Origin of the sequence: Microbacterium sp. NPDC089190 (assembly GCF_040701795.1) — a bacterium.
In the GTDB taxonomy this organism is placed as follows: Bacteria; Actinomycetota; Actinomycetes; order Actinomycetales; family Microbacteriaceae; genus Microbacterium; species Microbacterium galbum.
The window spans coordinates 99,069-115,012 of the sequence record NZ_JBFBHF010000001.1 but is presented as its reverse complement, the minus strand read 5'-3'; the positions used below and the strand labels follow the sequence as shown (position 1 = coordinate 115,012).

Below are 15,944 nucleotides of genomic sequence, written 5' to 3'. Positions count from 1 at the left end.
GGAATTCTCGGCCCCTTCGACAGGCTCAGCGTTCTTGCGTCGGAGGTGTCCGAGCGTGTCGAAGCCACCGGTGCCGGCGGGGGTGTCGACTTCCGACGGCTCGGTGCCGAAAGGAAACGCCGCCCCGGCTGCGCAGCAGCGGGACGGCGTCTCGAGAAGAGGTCAGGCCTGAGGGGCCTCGTTGTCGACCGGGATACGGCCCGTGCGTACGATGCGGTCGAGCAGCGCGTCGAAATCGGCGGCCAGCTCCTGCGCCGAGTCGCCCGGCCACACGTGCAGCGGCTTCGCGGCTCCCTGGGCCTGCTGCAGCGACGTCCGCTCGGGCAGCTGCGGGTTGAGCACGAGGGGGCCGAACATGTCGCGCAGCTCTTTGATGCGGAACTGGTGCTCGATCGACTGCGGGCGAACGCGGTTGACCACGACGCCGAGGGGTTGCAGACGAGGCGAGAGACCGCGGCGGATCTCCTCGATCGCGCGCAGCGCGCGGTCTGCGGCGGCGACGGAGAACAGTCCCGGCTCGGTCACGACGACCACGCGGTCGCTCGCGGCCCACGCGGTGCGCGTGAGGGCGTTCAGCGAGGGGGCGCAGTCGATGAGAACGAGGTCGTACTCGCTCTCGATCGTCGCGAGGGCCTCTTCGAGCTTCCAGACGTCACGGACGCTCGGGTGCGGCCCGTCGAAGTTGATGGCCGACGGGCTGCCGATCAGCACGTCGATGGTGCCGGGATGCACCTTCGCCCACCCGCTCGAGGTGATCGCCTGGCGGACGACCTTCTCTTTCGGGTTCGCCAGGACATCGGCGATGTTGAGCCGACCGGCGACCTGGATGTCCATCCCGGTCGACACGTCGGACTGGGGGTCGAGGTCGACGACGAGAGTGCGAACGCCACGCGCGAAGGCGGCCGAAGCCAGCCCCAGTGTCACGGTCGTCTTGCCGACCCCGCCTTTGAGAGAGCTGACGGAGAGTACGTGCACAAGAGTCCACGTTACCGTCCCCTAGGCTGTGAGCACATTCAGCCCCGCCAGCTTGACGTGAGGTGCGCATGTTCTCGAAAATCCTGGTCGCCAATCGCGGAGAGATCGCCATCCGCGCTTTCCGTGCCGCCTACGAGGTCGGAGCGCGCACCGTCGCGGTCTACCCGTATGAGGATCGGGCGTCGCTGCACCGGCTGAAGGCCGACGAGGCCTACCAGATCGGCGAGCGCGGTCACCCCGTACGCGCCTACCTCGACGTCGACGAGATCATCCGCGTCGCCAGGGAGTGCGGAGCGGATGCCATCTACCCCGGATACGGCTTCCTCTCGGAGAACCCGGAGCTCGCCGAGAAGGCCGCGGTGAACGGCATCACCTTCATCGGCCCTCCCGCCGAGGTGTTGTCGATGGCCGGCAACAAGGTCACCGCCAAGGAGCACGCGATCGCAGCCGGCGTGCCGGTGCTGCGCTCGACCCCGGCGTCCGACGACATCGACGCCCTGCTGGCGCAGGCGGAGGAGATCGGCTTCCCCCTCTTCGCCAAGGCGGTCGCCGGCGGCGGCGGACGCGGCATGCGGCGCGTTGAGGCCATGGGCGAGCTCGCGCCGGCTCTGGCCGAGGCGATGCGCGAGGCGCAGAGCGCGTTCGGCGACCCGCGGATGTTCCTCGAGCAGGCCGTGCAGCGTCCACGTCACGTCGAGGTGCAGATCCTCGCGGATGCCACGGGCGAGACCGTTCATCTCTTCGAGCGCGACTGCTCGGTGCAGCGCCGCCACCAGAAGGTCATCGAGATCGCCCCGGCGCCGAACCTCGACGACGCCGTGCGGCGGGATCTCCACCGCTACGCCGTCGCCTTCGCCCGGTCGATCGGGTACCAGAACGCGGGCACCGTCGAGTTCCTGCTCGAGACCGCGGGACCGCGCGCCGGCGAGGTCGTCTTCATCGAGATGAACCCCCGCATCCAGGTCGAGCACACCGTGACCGAGGAGGTCACCGACGTCGACCTCGTGCAGTCGCAGATGCGCATCGCCGCGGGGCAGACCCTCGCCGAGCTCCACCTGCAGCAGGACGACATCCAGTTGCGCGGCGCCGCGCTGCAGTGCCGCATCACCACGGAGGATCCCACGCAGGGCTTCCGCCCCGACACCGGCAAGATCACCACCTACCGCTCGCCCGGCGGAGCCGGCATCCGTCTCGACGGAGGCACGACCGCGGCGGGGTCGCAGGTGAGCCCGCACTTCGACTCGATGCTGTCGAAGCTCTCCTGCCGCGGACGTGACTTCCCCGCGGCCGTCGCGCGTGCCCGCCGGGCCCTCGCCGAATTCCGCATCCGTGGCGTCTCCACCAACATCCCGTTCCTGCAGGCCGTGCTCGATGACCCCGCGTTCGTTGCGGGGGATCTCAGCACATCGTTCATCGACGAACGCCCCGAGTTGCTGAAGGGCCGGGAGTCGAAGGACCGCGGCACGAAGATCCTGTCGTGGCTCGTCGACACGACGGTGAACCGCCCCCACGGCGACAACCCCCTCTCGATCGACCCCGGCGCCAAGCTCCCGCGGATCGATCTGACGGATGCCGCACCCGCGGGCTCGCGCCAGCGCCTGCGCGAGCTGGGTCCGGTGGGCTTCGCCCGTGCCCTGCGCGAGCAGACCGCCGTCGCCGTCACGGAGACGACCTTCCGCGACGCGCACCAGTCGCTGCTGGCCACGCGGGTCCGCACGCGGGATCTCGTCCGGGTCGCGCCCTACGTCGCTCGCATGACTCCTGAGCTGCTGTCGGTGGAGGCCTGGGGAGGTGCGACCTACGACGTCGCGCTGCGGTTCCTCGGCGAGGACCCCTGGGAGCGCCTCGACGCGCTGCGTCAGGCTCTTCCGAACGTCGCGATCCAGATGCTGCTGCGCGGCCGCAACACGGTGGGCTACACGCCGTACCCGACGGAGGTCACCGACGCCTTCGTGGCCGAGGCTGCGGCATCCGGGGTCGACATCTTCCGGATCTTCGACGCGCTCAACGACGTCTCGCAGATGCGGCCCGCGATCGACGCCGTCCTCTCGACCGGCACCGCCGTCGCCGAGGTCGCGCTCTGCTACACGGGCGACCTCCTCGACCCCGCGGAGCGTCTGTACACGCTCGACTACTACCTCGGCCTCGCCGAGCAGATCGTCGAGGCGGGCGCGCACATCCTCGCGATCAAGGACATGGCGGGACTGCTGCGTCCCGCCGCCGCGACGAAGCTCGTCACGGCTCTGCGCGAGCGCTTCGACCTCCCGGTGCACGTGCACACGCACGACACCGCGGGCGGACAGCTCGCGACTCTGCTCGCCGCCTCGGCGGCCGGAGCGGATGCCGTGGACGCGGCCGCCGCGCCGATGGCGGGAACGACGAGCCAGCCGTCGCTGTCGGCTCTGGTGGCCGCCCTCGCGCACACCGAGCGCGACACGGGTCTCGATCTCGCCGCCGTGAGCGACCTCGAGCCGTACTGGGAGGCGGTGCGTCATCTGTACCGCCCGTTCGAGTCGGGTCTCGCCGGCCCCACCGGACGGGTCTACCGGCACGAGATCCCAGGAGGGCAGTTGTCGAACCTCCGTCAGCAGGCCATCGCGCTCGGCCTGGCGGACGACTTCGAGCTGATCGAGGACATGTACGCGGCGGCCGATCGCATCCTGGGCCGTGTGCCCAAGGTGACGCCGTCGTCGAAAGTCGTGGGCGACCTGGCCCTGCACCTCGCCGCGGTCAAGGCCGACCCGGCTGACTTCGAGCGCAACCCGGAGAAGTACGACGTGCCCGACTCGGTCGTGTCGTTCATGGCCGGTGAGCTCGGCGACCTTCCGGGTGGGTGGCCCGAGCCGTTCCGGTCGAAGGTGCTGGCCGGGCGGGATGCCAAGACGGGGGTCACCCCGCTCACCGACGGCGACACCGCGGCGCTGGCGGGGGAGTCCGCCGATCGGCGTGCGCGCCTGAACCACCTGCTGTTCCCCGCGCCGACGCGCACCTTCCTGGAGATGCGCGAGCGCTTCGGCGACCTGAGCGTGCTCGACACCGCCGATTATCTGTACGGCTTGCGCCCGGGCGGGGAGCACACCGTCGAGATCGAGCGCGGGGTGCAGCTCTTCGTGGGGCTCGAGGCGGTGGGCGACGCCGACGACAAGGGCATGCGCACCGTCATGACGACGCTGAACGGCCAACTGCGTCCGGTCTTCGTGCGCGACCGATCGATCGACGTCGAGGCGCGGCAGGCGGAGAAGGCGGATACGTCGAAGCCCGGCCAGGTGGCCGCGCCCTTCTCGGGTGTGGTGACGATGAAGGCCGCCCCCGGCGATCGGGTGCAGGCGGGTCAGGCGGTCGCGTCGATCGAGGCGATGAAGATGGAGGCGGCGATCACGGCACCGGTCGAGGGAGTGGTCGACCGTGTCGCGATCGGTACCACGCAGCAGGTGGAGGCGGGGGATCTTTTGCTGGTGATCCGCCCCGCGCAGTAGCCTGGGAGGGGGCGCTTTCGCGCCCTCTTCCCGTTTGGAGACTGCAGTGACCCCCGACCGCACCGACGCGAACCCCGACGAGAACGCCGAGCACGGCGTGCTCGACGAGAGCGGGAACCTCGACACGGCCAGCATCACGATCCTCGGTGGATACACCGCGCAGGTCAGTGTCGACCTGCCGGCGACCAGTGACGACGACGATCTCGACGACGACGTGATCGAGGACGAGATCCCCTTCGATGACGCCGACCTCGCCGCGCTGGACGATTCCTCCGCACCTCGCCAGCTCGCTTCCGAGACCCACGACGACGAGGTCGCCACCGAGGTGGACGAGCTCGCGACGGACGAGATCATCCTCGAACCGCACCCCGACGACGCGCACCACGACGGCGCGCATGGAGACGAACCGCACCAGGACGCCGGATCGGCCGATGACGACGTGCACGACGCCGAGGTCGTGGGCGACGACCCCGAAGGTCCGTACGAGGCTCCGGCTGCCGACGGGTCGGGCGACGATGCGCGCGACGACGATCAGGATGCCGCGCCCGCGGAGCACGAGGGAGCGGGCCCCGTCGACGAGGGCGCACCCGAGCGCGACGCGGTGGAGCACGAGGCGGACGGCGAGGCGTCCCATGACGACGCCTCCAACGACGAGGGCGACGTCGAACGGGCCGAGTACGGCGACGACCGTCAGGACGATCTCGGTGGCGCCCCCGCGCACGACGACGTCGACGCGCAGGCATCGGTGACGGACGATGCCGGTGTCGAAGCAGGGGACGTCGACGCGACCACGCCGCGGGCTTCCGCCGACGAGCGGTCGCTCGACGAGCATCCCGACACCACGCACGAGTCGCTCGAGACAGTTCCGGGGCCCGACGCTCCGGCGCCTGATGATGCGATCTCCGAGGTCGGCGCGACCCCCGACGAGGCGCCGGAGGACGCGGCCGCATCCGACGACCTGCACGACGTCGAGGTCGTCGACGACGTCGAGCTGTACGAGGCGGATGCCGCGGAGCCCTTCGATGAGGAGCCCTTCGACGAGCAGCCCCTCGACGAGGAACCCTTCGACGAGGAGCCGATCGAGGAGGGGTCGATCGGTGCCTCCGCCGAGCCGCTGACCCACGCTCCGTGGGTGCCGGAGACCGGTGTCTCCGCCTCGGCCGACGAGACCGACGACGAGGTCGTGGAGGCCGCGATCGACGACGACCACGACGACGAGGACGCATCGGACGCGGGCTCCGCCTCCGAGAGCGACGACCACGCGCGGGCGACCGATGACGCGGTGCTGCTCACCGCACGCGTCGCCGAGGAGCCGGCATCCGCTCCGACCGACGGCGCCCGGCCGCAGACCGGTGCGACCACCGTGCCGGCTCCGACGGTCCCAGCGGCGGCGGCCGCGGCGGCGGCTTCGCCGGCGACCCGTGCCGTCCCCACCGGCAGCGTCCCGACCACGCGCGCCGAGCGCGCCGCGACGGGGGTCATCGGCACCGTGCCGCTCACCCGCCGTCAGGCGCATCAGGCCGATGACGCCGCCCGCACCGCCGAGGAGGCCGCGCGGGTGGATCGCGCCCACGCCATGGAGCGCGTGCGCACCCCGGCGCCCGAGGTCGCGCTGACGTCCAAGCGCATCGGTCAGATCGACGACTCCCGCGAGAGCGCCGACCTGCTCACGGCCGACCGCCTGCTCGACCCGAAGCAGATCAGCCGTCCGGAGCCCGAGGGCCTGTGGCAGCAGCTGGTGTACTCGGCGTCGCGCCACCGCATCAACCTCGGCGACGGGCGCCGCGCCCGGCAGCGCAAGGAGCTGGACCGCCGCATCTCGGCCCCTCTCGCGGGCGGGGCGCGCTTCGTGCCCGTGCTTTCGCGCAAGGGCGGGGTCGGCAAGACCACCGTCACCTCGCTGCTCGGCATGGCCCTCGCCGACGCGCGCGACGATCGCATCATCGCCGTCGACGCGAACCCCGACCGCGGGACGCTCGCCGACCGTGTCGGCCGCCCCAACGGCCGCACCGTGCGCGACCTCGTGCGCGCGCACGACGAGATGGCCGGCTACAACGACGTCTCGTCGATCGTCGCCCGGGATGCCACCCGCCTCGACGTGCTGGCATCCGATGCGGATCCGCGTCAGTCGGAGGCCTTCAGCGACGACGACTACCGTCAGGTCGCCGACGTCGCCGCGCATTACTACTCGATCGTGCTCACCGACACGGGGACCGGCATCGTCCACTCCGTCATGGGGGCCACGCTCGAGCTCGCCGACACCCTCGTGATCGTGGCGGGACTCTCCGTCGACGAGGCGCGGCTGGCTTCCGAGACGCTGACGTGGCTCGAGACCAACGGCTACGCGGCGCGTGTGCGCGACGCCGTCGTGGTGTTGAACAACTCGCGTCCGGGCGCGCCGCTGGTGCGCGAGAGCGAGTTGGAGTCCCACTTCCGGTCGCGCGTGCGCACCGTCATCCGCATGCCCTACGACGCACGCATCGCCGCGGGCAGTGCGATCACGTTCCGCGACCTGCAGCCCGGCACGCGCCAGGCCGCGCGGGAGCTCGCCGCCGCCGTCGTCGAGGGCCTCCGCGCTCCGGTGGCCTCCGCATGAGCGTCCGTCCGATCCGCCTGTTCGGCGACCCGGTGCTGCGCGCCACGAGCGCTCCCATCGACGAGATCGACGACGGCGTGCGCGCCCTCGTCCAAGACCTGCTCGACACGGTCGAGCTGCCCGGGCGCGCGGGAGTCGCGGCTCCGCAGATCGGGGTCGGTCTGCGCGCGTTCAGCTACAACATCGACGGCGACATCGGGTACGTCATCAATCCCGTCCTCGTGGAGACGCGCGGCGAGCCCCAGCCGGTGGGGGAGGGATGCCTCTCGGTGCCCGGTCTGTGGCACGACGCCATCCGCTACCCGTGGGCGAAGGTCGTCGGCATCGACCTCGACGGCCGGGAGGTCGTGCTCGAGGGCGAAGGGCTGCTCGCACAGGCGCTGCAGCACGAGACCGACCACCTCGACGGAATGCTCTATCTCTCGCGGCTGCCCGCCGAGACCCGCCGCGAGGCGATGCGTCAGGTGCGCGAGAGCGACTGGTTCTGACCCGCTGGCCCTGACACGAGAACAGGGGACGGCGCGAGGACAGGCCCCTTCGTCGCGGATTCCCCTGTTCCCGTGGCATGCCCTGTTCTCGGCGCAGCAGAACGGCCCGACCCCCGAGGGGGCCGGGCCGTTCGGCATTCCGGGTCTCAGGGGAGAGAGACGTTGGTCGTGTTCACCGGCACGGCGTAGATGTCCTCGATCGCGTCGGCGAAGTCGGCGACGATGACGTTGCGCTTGATGCTCATCTTGGGCGTCAGGTGGCCGCTCGCCTCGGTCCACTCCGTGGGCAGGATCGTGAACTTGCGGATCGACTCCGCGCGCGACACGCGCGTGTTGGCGCGGTCGATCGCGCCCTGCACCTCGGCGCGCACCTTCTCGTTCGTGCTCGCGTCCTGCAGCGACATGTCGGCGGGCAGGCCGTTGTTGGCGAGCCACGTCGGCAGCATCTCGGGATCCAGGGTGACGAGGGCGGCGATGAACGGCTTGTGGTCGCCGACGACCACGACCTGGCCCACGATCGGGTTCGCGCGGATGGGATCCTCGAGGGCGGCCGGAGCGACGTTCTTGCCGCCGGCCGTGACGATGATCTCCTTCTTGCGGCCCGTGATCGCGAGGAAGCCGTCGGCGTCGAAGGCGCCGATGTCGCCGGTCTTGAACCATTCGCCGTCGAAGGCCTCGGCCGTGGCATCCGGGTTCTGCCAGTACTCGCGGAAGACGTTGATGCCGCGCACCTGGATCTCGCCGTCATCGGCCAGGCGCACCCCGACACCGGGGAGCACCGGACCGACCGTGCCGATCTTCGACTTCGTCGCGAGGTTGACCGTGGCCGGGGCCGTCGTCTCGGTGAGTCCGTAGCCCTCGAGGATCACAACGCCGAGGCTGCGGAAGAAGTGCCCCAGTCGCGGTCCGAGCGGGGCCGATCCCGACACCGCGTAGACCACGCGTCCGCCCATGGCATCCCGGAGCTTGGAGTAGACCAGCTTGTCGAAGAGCGCGAACTTCAGCTTGAGGGGGAGGGAGATCTTCTTCCCCTCCTGCAGCCGCTGCGAGTGCTCGATCGCGACGTCGGCCGCGGCGCGGAAGATCTTGCCCTTGCCACCGGCCTCGGCCTTCTGCTCGGCGGAGTTGTAGACCTTCTCGAAGACCCGGGGCACGGCGAGCAGGAAGGTCGGCTGGAAGGTGCCGAGGGCGGGCAGCAGTTGCTTGGTGTCGGGCTGGTGCCCGGTCTTCACCCCCGCGTGCACGTTCAGCAGCGAGATGAAACGCGCGAAGACGTGGGCCGTGGTGATGAACAGCAGCGTCGAGGCGCCCGGCGTCTCGACGACCTCGTGCAGGGCCTTGGCGGAGTTGCGGGCGAGCTCGACGAAGTTGCTGTGCACGAGGACGCAGCCCTTGGGGCGTCCCGTCGACCCCGACGTGTAGATGAGGGTCGCGATGTCGGAGGCCTTCGCGAGGTGGCGGCGGCGCTCGACCTCTTCGTCGGTGATGTGCGTGCCGCCCGCGACGAGCGCGTCGAGGGCGCCCGTGTGCATCGCCCACACCTCGCGGACGAGCGGAAGGTCGCTGCGCACCTCGTCGAGGCGGTCGGAGTGCTCCGCGGACTCCACGACGACCGCGATGGCGCCGGAGTCCGACAGGATCCACGAGATCTGCGAGGGGGAGCTCGTCTCGTACACCGGCACCATGACGGCCCCGGCGTAGAAGAGCGCGAAGTCGACGAGCGTCCAGTCGTACGTGGTGCGGGCGATGAAGCCGACCTTCTCTCCCGGTTGGACGCCGGCGGCGATGAAGCCCTTCGCCAGGGCGATGACCTGGCGCTCGAACTCGACCGCCGAGACGTCGCGCCATCCTCCGGCCTCGGGCACGGCGAACAGGGGCCGGTCGGGCGTCGCGCGGACGCGGTCGGCGAGCAGATCCGACGCGTTGGCGTCGGGATCGGCGGGGACGACAGGGGGGAGGTCGAACTGGATCACGGTAACTCCTTCGGCACCGGAAAGAACGTCGAGCGGTCCATCAGTCTATCCGCACGGCCTGCGCCGCCCCCGGAGCGAGACGTCGTTCGCGCGCCGCCCGCCTTGGCTAGACTGCTCCGGGCCGCCCTCTCGGTGGGCCCGGAAGGGAGCGCGGTGCGCAACGTCGGCATCGATATCGGGGGAACGAAGATCGCCGGAGGCGTCGTCGACGACGACGGCACCATCATCGAGAAGCTCCGCGTCGACACCCCTATCGACCCCTCGGCCCTCGTGGATGCCGTGGTCGACATGGCCGATCATCTGCGCCGCGCGCACGAGGTGCACGCCATCGGCGTCGCCGCCGCCGGGTTCATCAGCCGCGACCGCAGCACCGTCATCTACGCCCCCAACATCGACTGGCGCGACGAACCCCTGCGCGCCCGCCTGGAGCAGCGCCTCGACGCCCCCGTGACGATCGAGAACGACGCGAACGCCGCCGGCTGGGGCGAGTACCGCTTCGGCGCGGGCCGGGGCGTGCGCGACATGGTCATGCTGACGATGGGCACGGGCGTCGGCGGTGCCGTCGTCACCGACGGCGAGCTGTTCCGCGGTGGTCACGGCATCGGCGCCGAGCTCGGTCACCTGCGCTTCGTCCGGGGCGGCCACCCGTGCGGCTGCGGACAGAACGGATGCCTCGAGCAGTACGCCTCGGGACGCGCGCTGCAGCGCGAGGCCAACACGATCGCCGACGAGGGCGGTATCGGTGCCGCGTTGGCGGCCGTCCGCGCGGAGAGGGGCGCCATTCCCGGACCCGCCGTCTCTCGCCTCGTGCTGGCGGGCGACCCCGGGGCGGTCGAGGCGCTCCGCCGCGTCGCGACCGCTCTCGGCGAGGCGTGCGGCGGTTTCCAGGCCGTGCTCGATCCCGAGGTCTTCGTGATCGGCGGGGGAGTGGCGCAGCTGGGCGCCGACCTGCTCGAACCGGTGAAGCTCGCGTACGAGACGTCGTTGCCGGGGTACGGTGAACGTCCGGTCGCCGAGTTCGCGATCGCGCGCCTGGGCAACGACGCCGGTCTCATCGGGGTCGCCGACCTCGCCGGGAAGGAGCGCTGACGATGTTCTACTGGCTCATGAAGTACGTGGTCATCGGACCGGTCATCAAGGCCGTGTTCCGCCCATGGATGGTGGGCCGGCGCAACATCCCGGCGGAGGGTGCGGCGATCCTCGCCAGCAACCACCTGTCGTTCTCGGATTCGATCTTCCTGCCGCTCATGATCGACCGCCGCATGGCGTTCCTCGCCAAGAGCGACTACTTCACCGGCAAGGGCCTCAAGGGCTGGGCCACCCGGATGTTCTTCCAAGCGACCGGCCAGCTGCCCATCGACCGGTCGGGAGGGAAGGCGTCGGAGGCGTCGCTGAACACGGGCCTCGGCGTCCTCGGGCGCGGTGAGCTGCTCGGGATCTACCCGGAGGGCACCCGCAGCCCCGACGGCACGCTGTACCGCGGACGCACGGGCATCGCGCGCATGGCGCTCGAGGCGCGCGTGCCGGTGGTCCCCGTGGTCATGGTCGACACCGGCGCGGTGATGCCGATCGGTCAGCGACTGCCGCGCGTGGGACGTGTGGGGATCGTCATCGGCGAGCCGCTCGACTTCTCCCGTTTCGAGGGCATGGAGGGCGACCGCTACGTCCTGCGCTCGGTCACCGACGAGATCATGGTGGCCCTGCAGCGCCTCGGCGAGCAGCGCTACGAAGACGTCTACGCCTCCACCGTGAAGGACCGGCTGGCCAGTGCACAGGCGGCGAAGGCGCCGTCGTCGCGCCACTAGACTTCAGGGGTGAATCAGCAGCTCCACGACCTCGACCACTGGCGATCCCTGCCCATCAAGCAGCAGCCCCAGTGGTATGACGAGGGCGCGGTGGCGGCGGCATCCGCAGAGCTGGCGACCCTCCCGCCGCTGGTCTTCGCCGGCGAGGTCGACATCCTGCGCGATCGTCTCGCCCGTGCCGCCGCAGGCCAGGCGTTCCTGCTCCAGGGCGGTGACTGTGCCGAGACGTTCGCCGGCGCGACCGCCGAGCAGATCCGCAACCGCATCAAGACCGTGCTCCAGATGGCCGTCGTGCTCACCTACGGCGCGTCGATGCCCGTCGTCAAGATGGGCCGCATGGCCGGGCAGTTCGCCAAGCCCCGCTCGAGCGACACCGAGACGCGCGGCGACGTGACGCTGCCGGCCTACCGCGGCGACATCGTCAACGGCTACGACTTCACCGAGGAGTCCCGCAAGGCCGATCCCGCGCGCCTGCTCAAGGGCTACCACACGGCCGCGTCGACCCTGAACCTCATCCGGGCCTTCACGCAGGGCGGGTTCGCCGACCTCCGCGAGGTGCACAGCTGGAACAAGGGCTTCGCCTCCACTCCTGCCAACCAGGCGTACGAGAGCATGGCGACCGAGATCGACCGGGCGATCAAGTTCATGGAGGCGGCCGGCGCCGACTTCGACGAGCTGACGCGCGTGGAGTTCTACACCGGCCACGAGGGCCTGCTCATGGACTACGAGCGCCCCATGACCCGGATCGACTCGCGCACCGGCCTGCCCTACAACACCTCGTCGCACTTCCAGTGGATCGGCGAGCGCACGCGCGAGCTCGACGGCGCGCACGTCGACTACTTCTCGAAGATCCGCAACCCCATCGGCGTCAAGCTCGGCCCCACCACCACGGCCGAGACGGCGCTCGCGCTGATCGACAGGCTCGACCCCGAGCGCGAGCCGGGGCGCCTGACGTTCATCACGCGCATGGGTGCGGGCAAGATCCGCGATGCCCTGCCCCCGCTCCTGGAGGCCGTCCGCGACTCCGGCGCCACCCCGCTGTGGGTCACCGATCCCATGCACGGCAACGGCATCACCACGCCCACCGGCTACAAGACGCGTCGCTTCGACGACGTCGTCGACGAGGTGCGCGGGTTCTTCGAGGCGCACCGCTCGGTGGGCACGCACCCCGGCGGCATCCACGTCGAACTCACCGGTGACGACGTCACCGAATGCCTGGGCGGCTCCGAGCAGATCGACGAGGCGACCCTCGCGACGCGCTACGAGAGCCTGTGCGACCCGCGTCTGAACCACCGTCAGAGCCTGGAGCTGGCCTTCCTCGTGGCGGAGGAGCTCGAGAAGCGCTGACCCGCGTGCCGCCTGCGAGATGCCCCCGACCGGTGCGGTCGGGGGCATCGTCGTTTCCGGATGCCGGATGCCGGATGCCGGATGCGGGGTGGGGCGGAGGGCGGGTGGGATGGTGAAGCCCACGGCGGGTGGGCGTCGGATCTGCCCGCACGGTCGCGCGAGGTGTGCGATCGTGGCCCACGCGCCTCCGCCCCCTCGGCGGGGCCCGGGTGGGCGGCCTAGAGCGTCGGCGTCAGAGTGATCGTCGAGCCCTGCGGTGCGGTCGTCCCGGCCTTGGGGTTGGTCGCCCGCACCTTGTAGATGTCCCAGTACTTGAAGCCGAGGGGCAGGGTGCCGTCGTCGATGCCGGCGTTGACCTCGAACCCGAGCGCATCGAGTGCGGCGACCGCGTCGCGGATGGACATACCGACGATGTTGCCGGGGATCTCGACGGGCTTGGGGCCGATCGACACGCGCAACGGCACGGTGTCGCCGGGGCGCCAGTTGCCGCCGCCGTCGCGGTCGCCGATGCCGATCACGACCCCGGAGGCCACGCTGTTGCTGTACTCCTCCGAGACGGAGGTCGACAGTCCCACGCCGTCGAGGGAGCGCTCGGCGGCGGACTGCGTCTCGCCCGTGACGTCGGGGATCGGACCGAGCGAGACGACGAGCGTGGCGGCGTCCCCTTCGTAGACCGTGCAGCCGTCGGTGCACGCGAAGGCGTCGCCGCCGGAACGGGGGACGATCGACGCGCTCAGTACGGTGCCGTCCGCCGAGTCGGTGAATTCGCGCGCGGGGTCGTCGCCGACCCCGACGAAGGCGGCCTCGAAGACGGCGCGCACCTCGTCGGCGGTGCGACCGCCGAGCGCGGGGATCTGATGGGTGGCGGGTCCGATGGAGACCAGCACGGTCACGACGGTGTTCTTGTCGAGCCGCTCGCCGGGGGCGGGGTCGGACCCGACGGTGGTTCCGGCCGGGATCTCGCGATCGTTCACGTCCTGCCGCTGCGCCTGCAATTGCTCCTGGACGAGGAGCGCCTGCGCCTCGTCGTAGCTGCGTCCCGAGACGTCGGGAACGCCGACCAGCGAGCCGGGGCCGGACCCGAAGTACCAGCCCGTGAGCCCGGCCCCGCCGGCCAGGAGCAGGACGAGGAGGAGGATCCAAACGCCGCGCGCGGTGCGGCGACGCGTGCGCGCGCGGAGGCGGGCGGCGTTGTCGGGCTCGTCGACCGTGGCCGACGGGACGGCTGCCGTCTGCGGAAGCACCTTGGTGAGTTCGCGTGACTCGGCGGGGGAGGCGGCGCCCGCCGTGCCGACCGAGACGGCCCGGGCGACCTGAGGGGCCAGGCCGAGGTCCTTCTCGATGGCGCGCAGGCGCTCGAGCATCGTCCCCGCATCGAGCGGACGGTCGTCGGGCTCGCGTTCGGTCGCCCACAGGACGAGTTCGTCGAGCTGCTCGGGCACCGCGGGGTTCTTCGCGCTCGGGCGCGGCACCGAGTCGGTGGCGTGCTGGTACGCGATCTGCATCGGCTGCTCGCCCTTGTACGGCTGCTCTCCGGCGAGCATCTCGTACAGCATGATGCCGAGCGAGTAGATGTCGCTGCGGGCATCGGCGGTGCCCCGCGTGACGAGTTCCGGAGCGAGGTACGCGATGGTCCCCATGAGCTGGGCGCCGCTGGCGGTGTTGGCCGTGGTCGCACGCGCGAGGCCGAAGTCGCCGATCTTGATGCGTCCGTCTTCGGCGAGGAGCACGTTCTCGGGCTTGACGTCGCGGTGGACGATGCCGGCGCGGTGAGCGGCCGCGAGCCCCGACAGGATGGCATCCATGATGGTCAGCGTCTGATCCACGGTGAGGCGACGGTGCTCGCGTAGGAGCTCGCGCAGTGTGATGCCGGGCAGGTACTCCATGACGAGGTAGGCCATCTCGCCGTCCTGGCCCTGGTCGAAGACGTTGACGACGTGGGGATCCGCCAGACGCGCAGCCGAGCGGGCCTCCTGGATGAACCGGCTCTGGAACACGGTGTCGTCGCTGAGGTGGCCGTGCATGACCTTCAGGGCGACCCGCCGCTCCAGACGCAGATCGGTCGCGACGTACACGGTTGCCATGCCGCCACGCGCGATACGCGCGCGCACCCGGTACCGGCCGTCGACGAGACGGCCGATCAGCGGGTCTGCCTGCTGACTCGTGCTCACACGACGAGTCTACGGACGGCCCCCTGTGAGCCCCGGGAGCGGCTCACCCCGACCTCATCCGAGAACGGCGAGCCAGACGGTCGCCGGCTGTTCCCATCGCGCGTAGCGATCGGGGTAGGCCGAGATCTGCACCGCCTGCGCGGCGTCGGCGTACGCCAGGGACTCCCATCCCGGGATGTCGAGCAGGCCCCGCGTCGCCGTGCCGTTGGGGTCGCTCGCGCCGCCGTAGAACACCCGTGTCGAGCGCTCCCGGTCGAGGATCTGCTCGGCGGTGCCCCACCCGGTGCTGGGGCGCTGCTGGAAGAGACCGAGGGAGTCGCGGTCGCCCCAATCGAGGTTGCGCAGCCAGGACTCCTGCATCGCGGTGCCGAGGGCGATCAGGATGCCGCGGTCGGAGACCCCGAGTTCCCGTCCGACGCGGATGATGAGGCGCGCGTTCTCGCTCTGCTCGGCGTCCAGCTCCGCAGCGGCCACGGGGCCGACGGAGGCCGGGGCCGGGGTGGGGGCCGGAGCCGCGGCCGGAGCGGCCGCGGCGGAGGGGACCTGCAGCACGTCGCCCGGGTAGATGATCGACGCGCGGGTGAGGCCGTTCGCCGAGAGGACGGCGTCGACCGACACGCCGCCCGCGCGGGCGATGGCCGACACGGTGTCGCCGGGGCGCACCTCGTGCGTCGTCACGGCCGGTGCCGCGGGCGGGGCCGGCGCGGCCGGGACGGGTGCGGCGGTGAGGGCGAGCACCTGGCCGGGGCGGATCATCGCGTCGGCGCCGAGGCCGTTCACCGCGCTCACCGCGGCGGGGTCGAGACCGTGCGCCCGGGCGATCGCCCACACGGTGTCGCCGGGCTGGACCGTGTACGTCGACGCGCTGACCGCGGCGGCGAGCGGAACGATCGGTCCGATGGCGCGCGGCGCGGGAGGGGCGACGGTGAGCGCCGGAGAGGGAGGAGCGGCGTGCGCCGCGTTCTCTCCCGTCAGGGTGAGGGCGATGGTCCCGGCGACGGCGGCGGGCCACACCGCAGCGGTGGGCCAGGCGCTCGTGCGTCGAGCGGGCAGGGAGGACAGCGTGAGTCGTCGCATGGTGGGGGATCCGTTCTTCCGACTGCCCGCCACGGT

The 15,944-nt window shown here is 71.1% G+C and carries 10 protein-coding genes; 6 read left to right on the top strand and 4 right to left on the bottom strand.

All coding sequences use genetic code 11. The annotated features are described in order from the left end of the window. Positions 1-162: 162 nt before the first annotated feature. The gene (locus tag AB0230_RS00585; protein WP_298875452.1) at positions 163-975 is read right to left on the bottom strand and encodes a ParA family protein; all 813 of its coding nucleotides are present in this window, start codon (positions 973-975) and stop codon (positions 163-165) included. A 68-nt stretch (positions 976-1,043) separates the two neighbouring features. On the opposite strand from AB0230_RS00585, the gene AB0230_RS00580 reads away from it, so the two are divergent. Genes AB0230_RS00580 through def form a run of 3 tightly spaced genes read left to right on the top strand, consistent with a single transcriptional unit; the run spans position 1,044 to position 7,535 of the window. After that, positions 1,044-4,451: a pyruvate carboxylase gene (locus AB0230_RS00580; RefSeq protein WP_366373354.1), complete on the top strand. Its 3,408-nt coding sequence runs from the start codon at positions 1,044-1,046 to the stop codon at positions 4,449-4,451. Positions 4,452-4,497: 46 nt separating this feature from the next. Continuing rightward, positions 4,498-7,047, top strand: a complete 2,550-nt coding sequence (locus AB0230_RS00575; RefSeq protein WP_366373352.1) for a MinD/ParA family protein — start codon at positions 4,498-4,500, stop codon at positions 7,045-7,047. Then, a complete protein-coding gene (gene def / locus AB0230_RS00570) occupies positions 7,044-7,535 on the top strand; it encodes a peptide deformylase (protein WP_315992995.1) in 492 nt (163 codons plus the stop codon). The genes AB0230_RS00575 and def overlap by 4 nt, the downstream gene beginning before the upstream one ends. Before the next feature lie 146 nt (positions 7,536-7,681). Here def and AB0230_RS00565 read toward each other — a convergent pair whose 3' ends face one another. Further along, complete coding sequence (locus AB0230_RS00565) at positions 7,682-9,508, bottom strand: AMP-dependent synthetase/ligase (protein ID WP_315992994.1); 1,827 nt, start codon at positions 9,506-9,508, stop codon at positions 7,682-7,684. Positions 9,509-9,661: 153 nt separating this feature from the next. Here AB0230_RS00565 and AB0230_RS00560 point away from each other — a divergent pair, with 153 nt between their 5' ends. The 3 genes from AB0230_RS00560 to AB0230_RS00550 are packed head-to-tail and all read left to right on the top strand — an operon-like array spanning position 9,662 to position 12,660. Next, positions 9,662-10,597 carry an ROK family glucokinase gene (locus tag AB0230_RS00560; RefSeq protein ID WP_315992993.1) on the top strand — a complete coding sequence of 312 codons (936 nt, stop codon included), beginning with the start codon at positions 9,662-9,664 and terminating at the stop codon, positions 10,595-10,597. Positions 10,598-10,599: 2 nt separating this feature from the next. Further along, entirely contained in the window at positions 10,600-11,313 is a 714-nt protein-coding gene (locus tag AB0230_RS00555; RefSeq protein ID WP_076674869.1) for a lysophospholipid acyltransferase family protein, read from the top strand. A 9-nt stretch (positions 11,314-11,322) separates the two neighbouring features. Then, positions 11,323-12,660, top strand: a complete 1,338-nt coding sequence (locus AB0230_RS00550; protein WP_366373348.1) for a class II 3-deoxy-7-phosphoheptulonate synthase — start codon at positions 11,323-11,325, stop codon at positions 12,658-12,660. A 218-nt stretch (positions 12,661-12,878) separates the two neighbouring features. Here the strand turns inward: AB0230_RS00550 and pknB are convergent, their stop codons facing one another. Together pknB and AB0230_RS00540 are read right to left on the bottom strand one after the other, a co-directional pair. Next, positions 12,879-14,831, bottom strand: a complete 1,953-nt coding sequence (pknB, locus tag AB0230_RS00545; RefSeq protein ID WP_366373346.1) for a Stk1 family PASTA domain-containing Ser/Thr kinase — start codon at positions 14,829-14,831, stop codon at positions 12,879-12,881. 54 nt (positions 14,832-14,885) lie between these two features. Beyond that, positions 14,886-15,908: a LysM peptidoglycan-binding domain-containing protein gene (locus AB0230_RS00540; RefSeq protein WP_366373344.1), complete on the bottom strand. Its 1,023-nt coding sequence runs from the start codon at positions 15,906-15,908 to the stop codon at positions 14,886-14,888. Positions 15,909-15,944: the final 36 nt, after the last annotated feature.

Bases quoted from the DNA above. Each gene is read 5' to 3' on its own strand.
- AB0230_RS00580 (WP_366373354.1), top strand. From the start codon at position 1,044: ATGTTCTCGAAAATCCTGGTCGCCAATCGCGGAGAGATCGCCATCCGC.
- def (WP_315992995.1), top strand. From the start codon at position 7,044: ATGAGCGTCCGTCCGATCCGCCTGTTCGGCGACCCGGTGCTGCGCGCC.
- AB0230_RS00555 (WP_076674869.1), top strand. From the start codon at position 10,600: ATGTTCTACTGGCTCATGAAGTACGTGGTCATCGGACCGGTCATCAAG.
- AB0230_RS00540 (WP_366373344.1), bottom strand. From the start codon at position 15,908: ATGCGACGACTCACGCTGTCCTCCCTGCCCGCTCGACGCACGAGCGCC.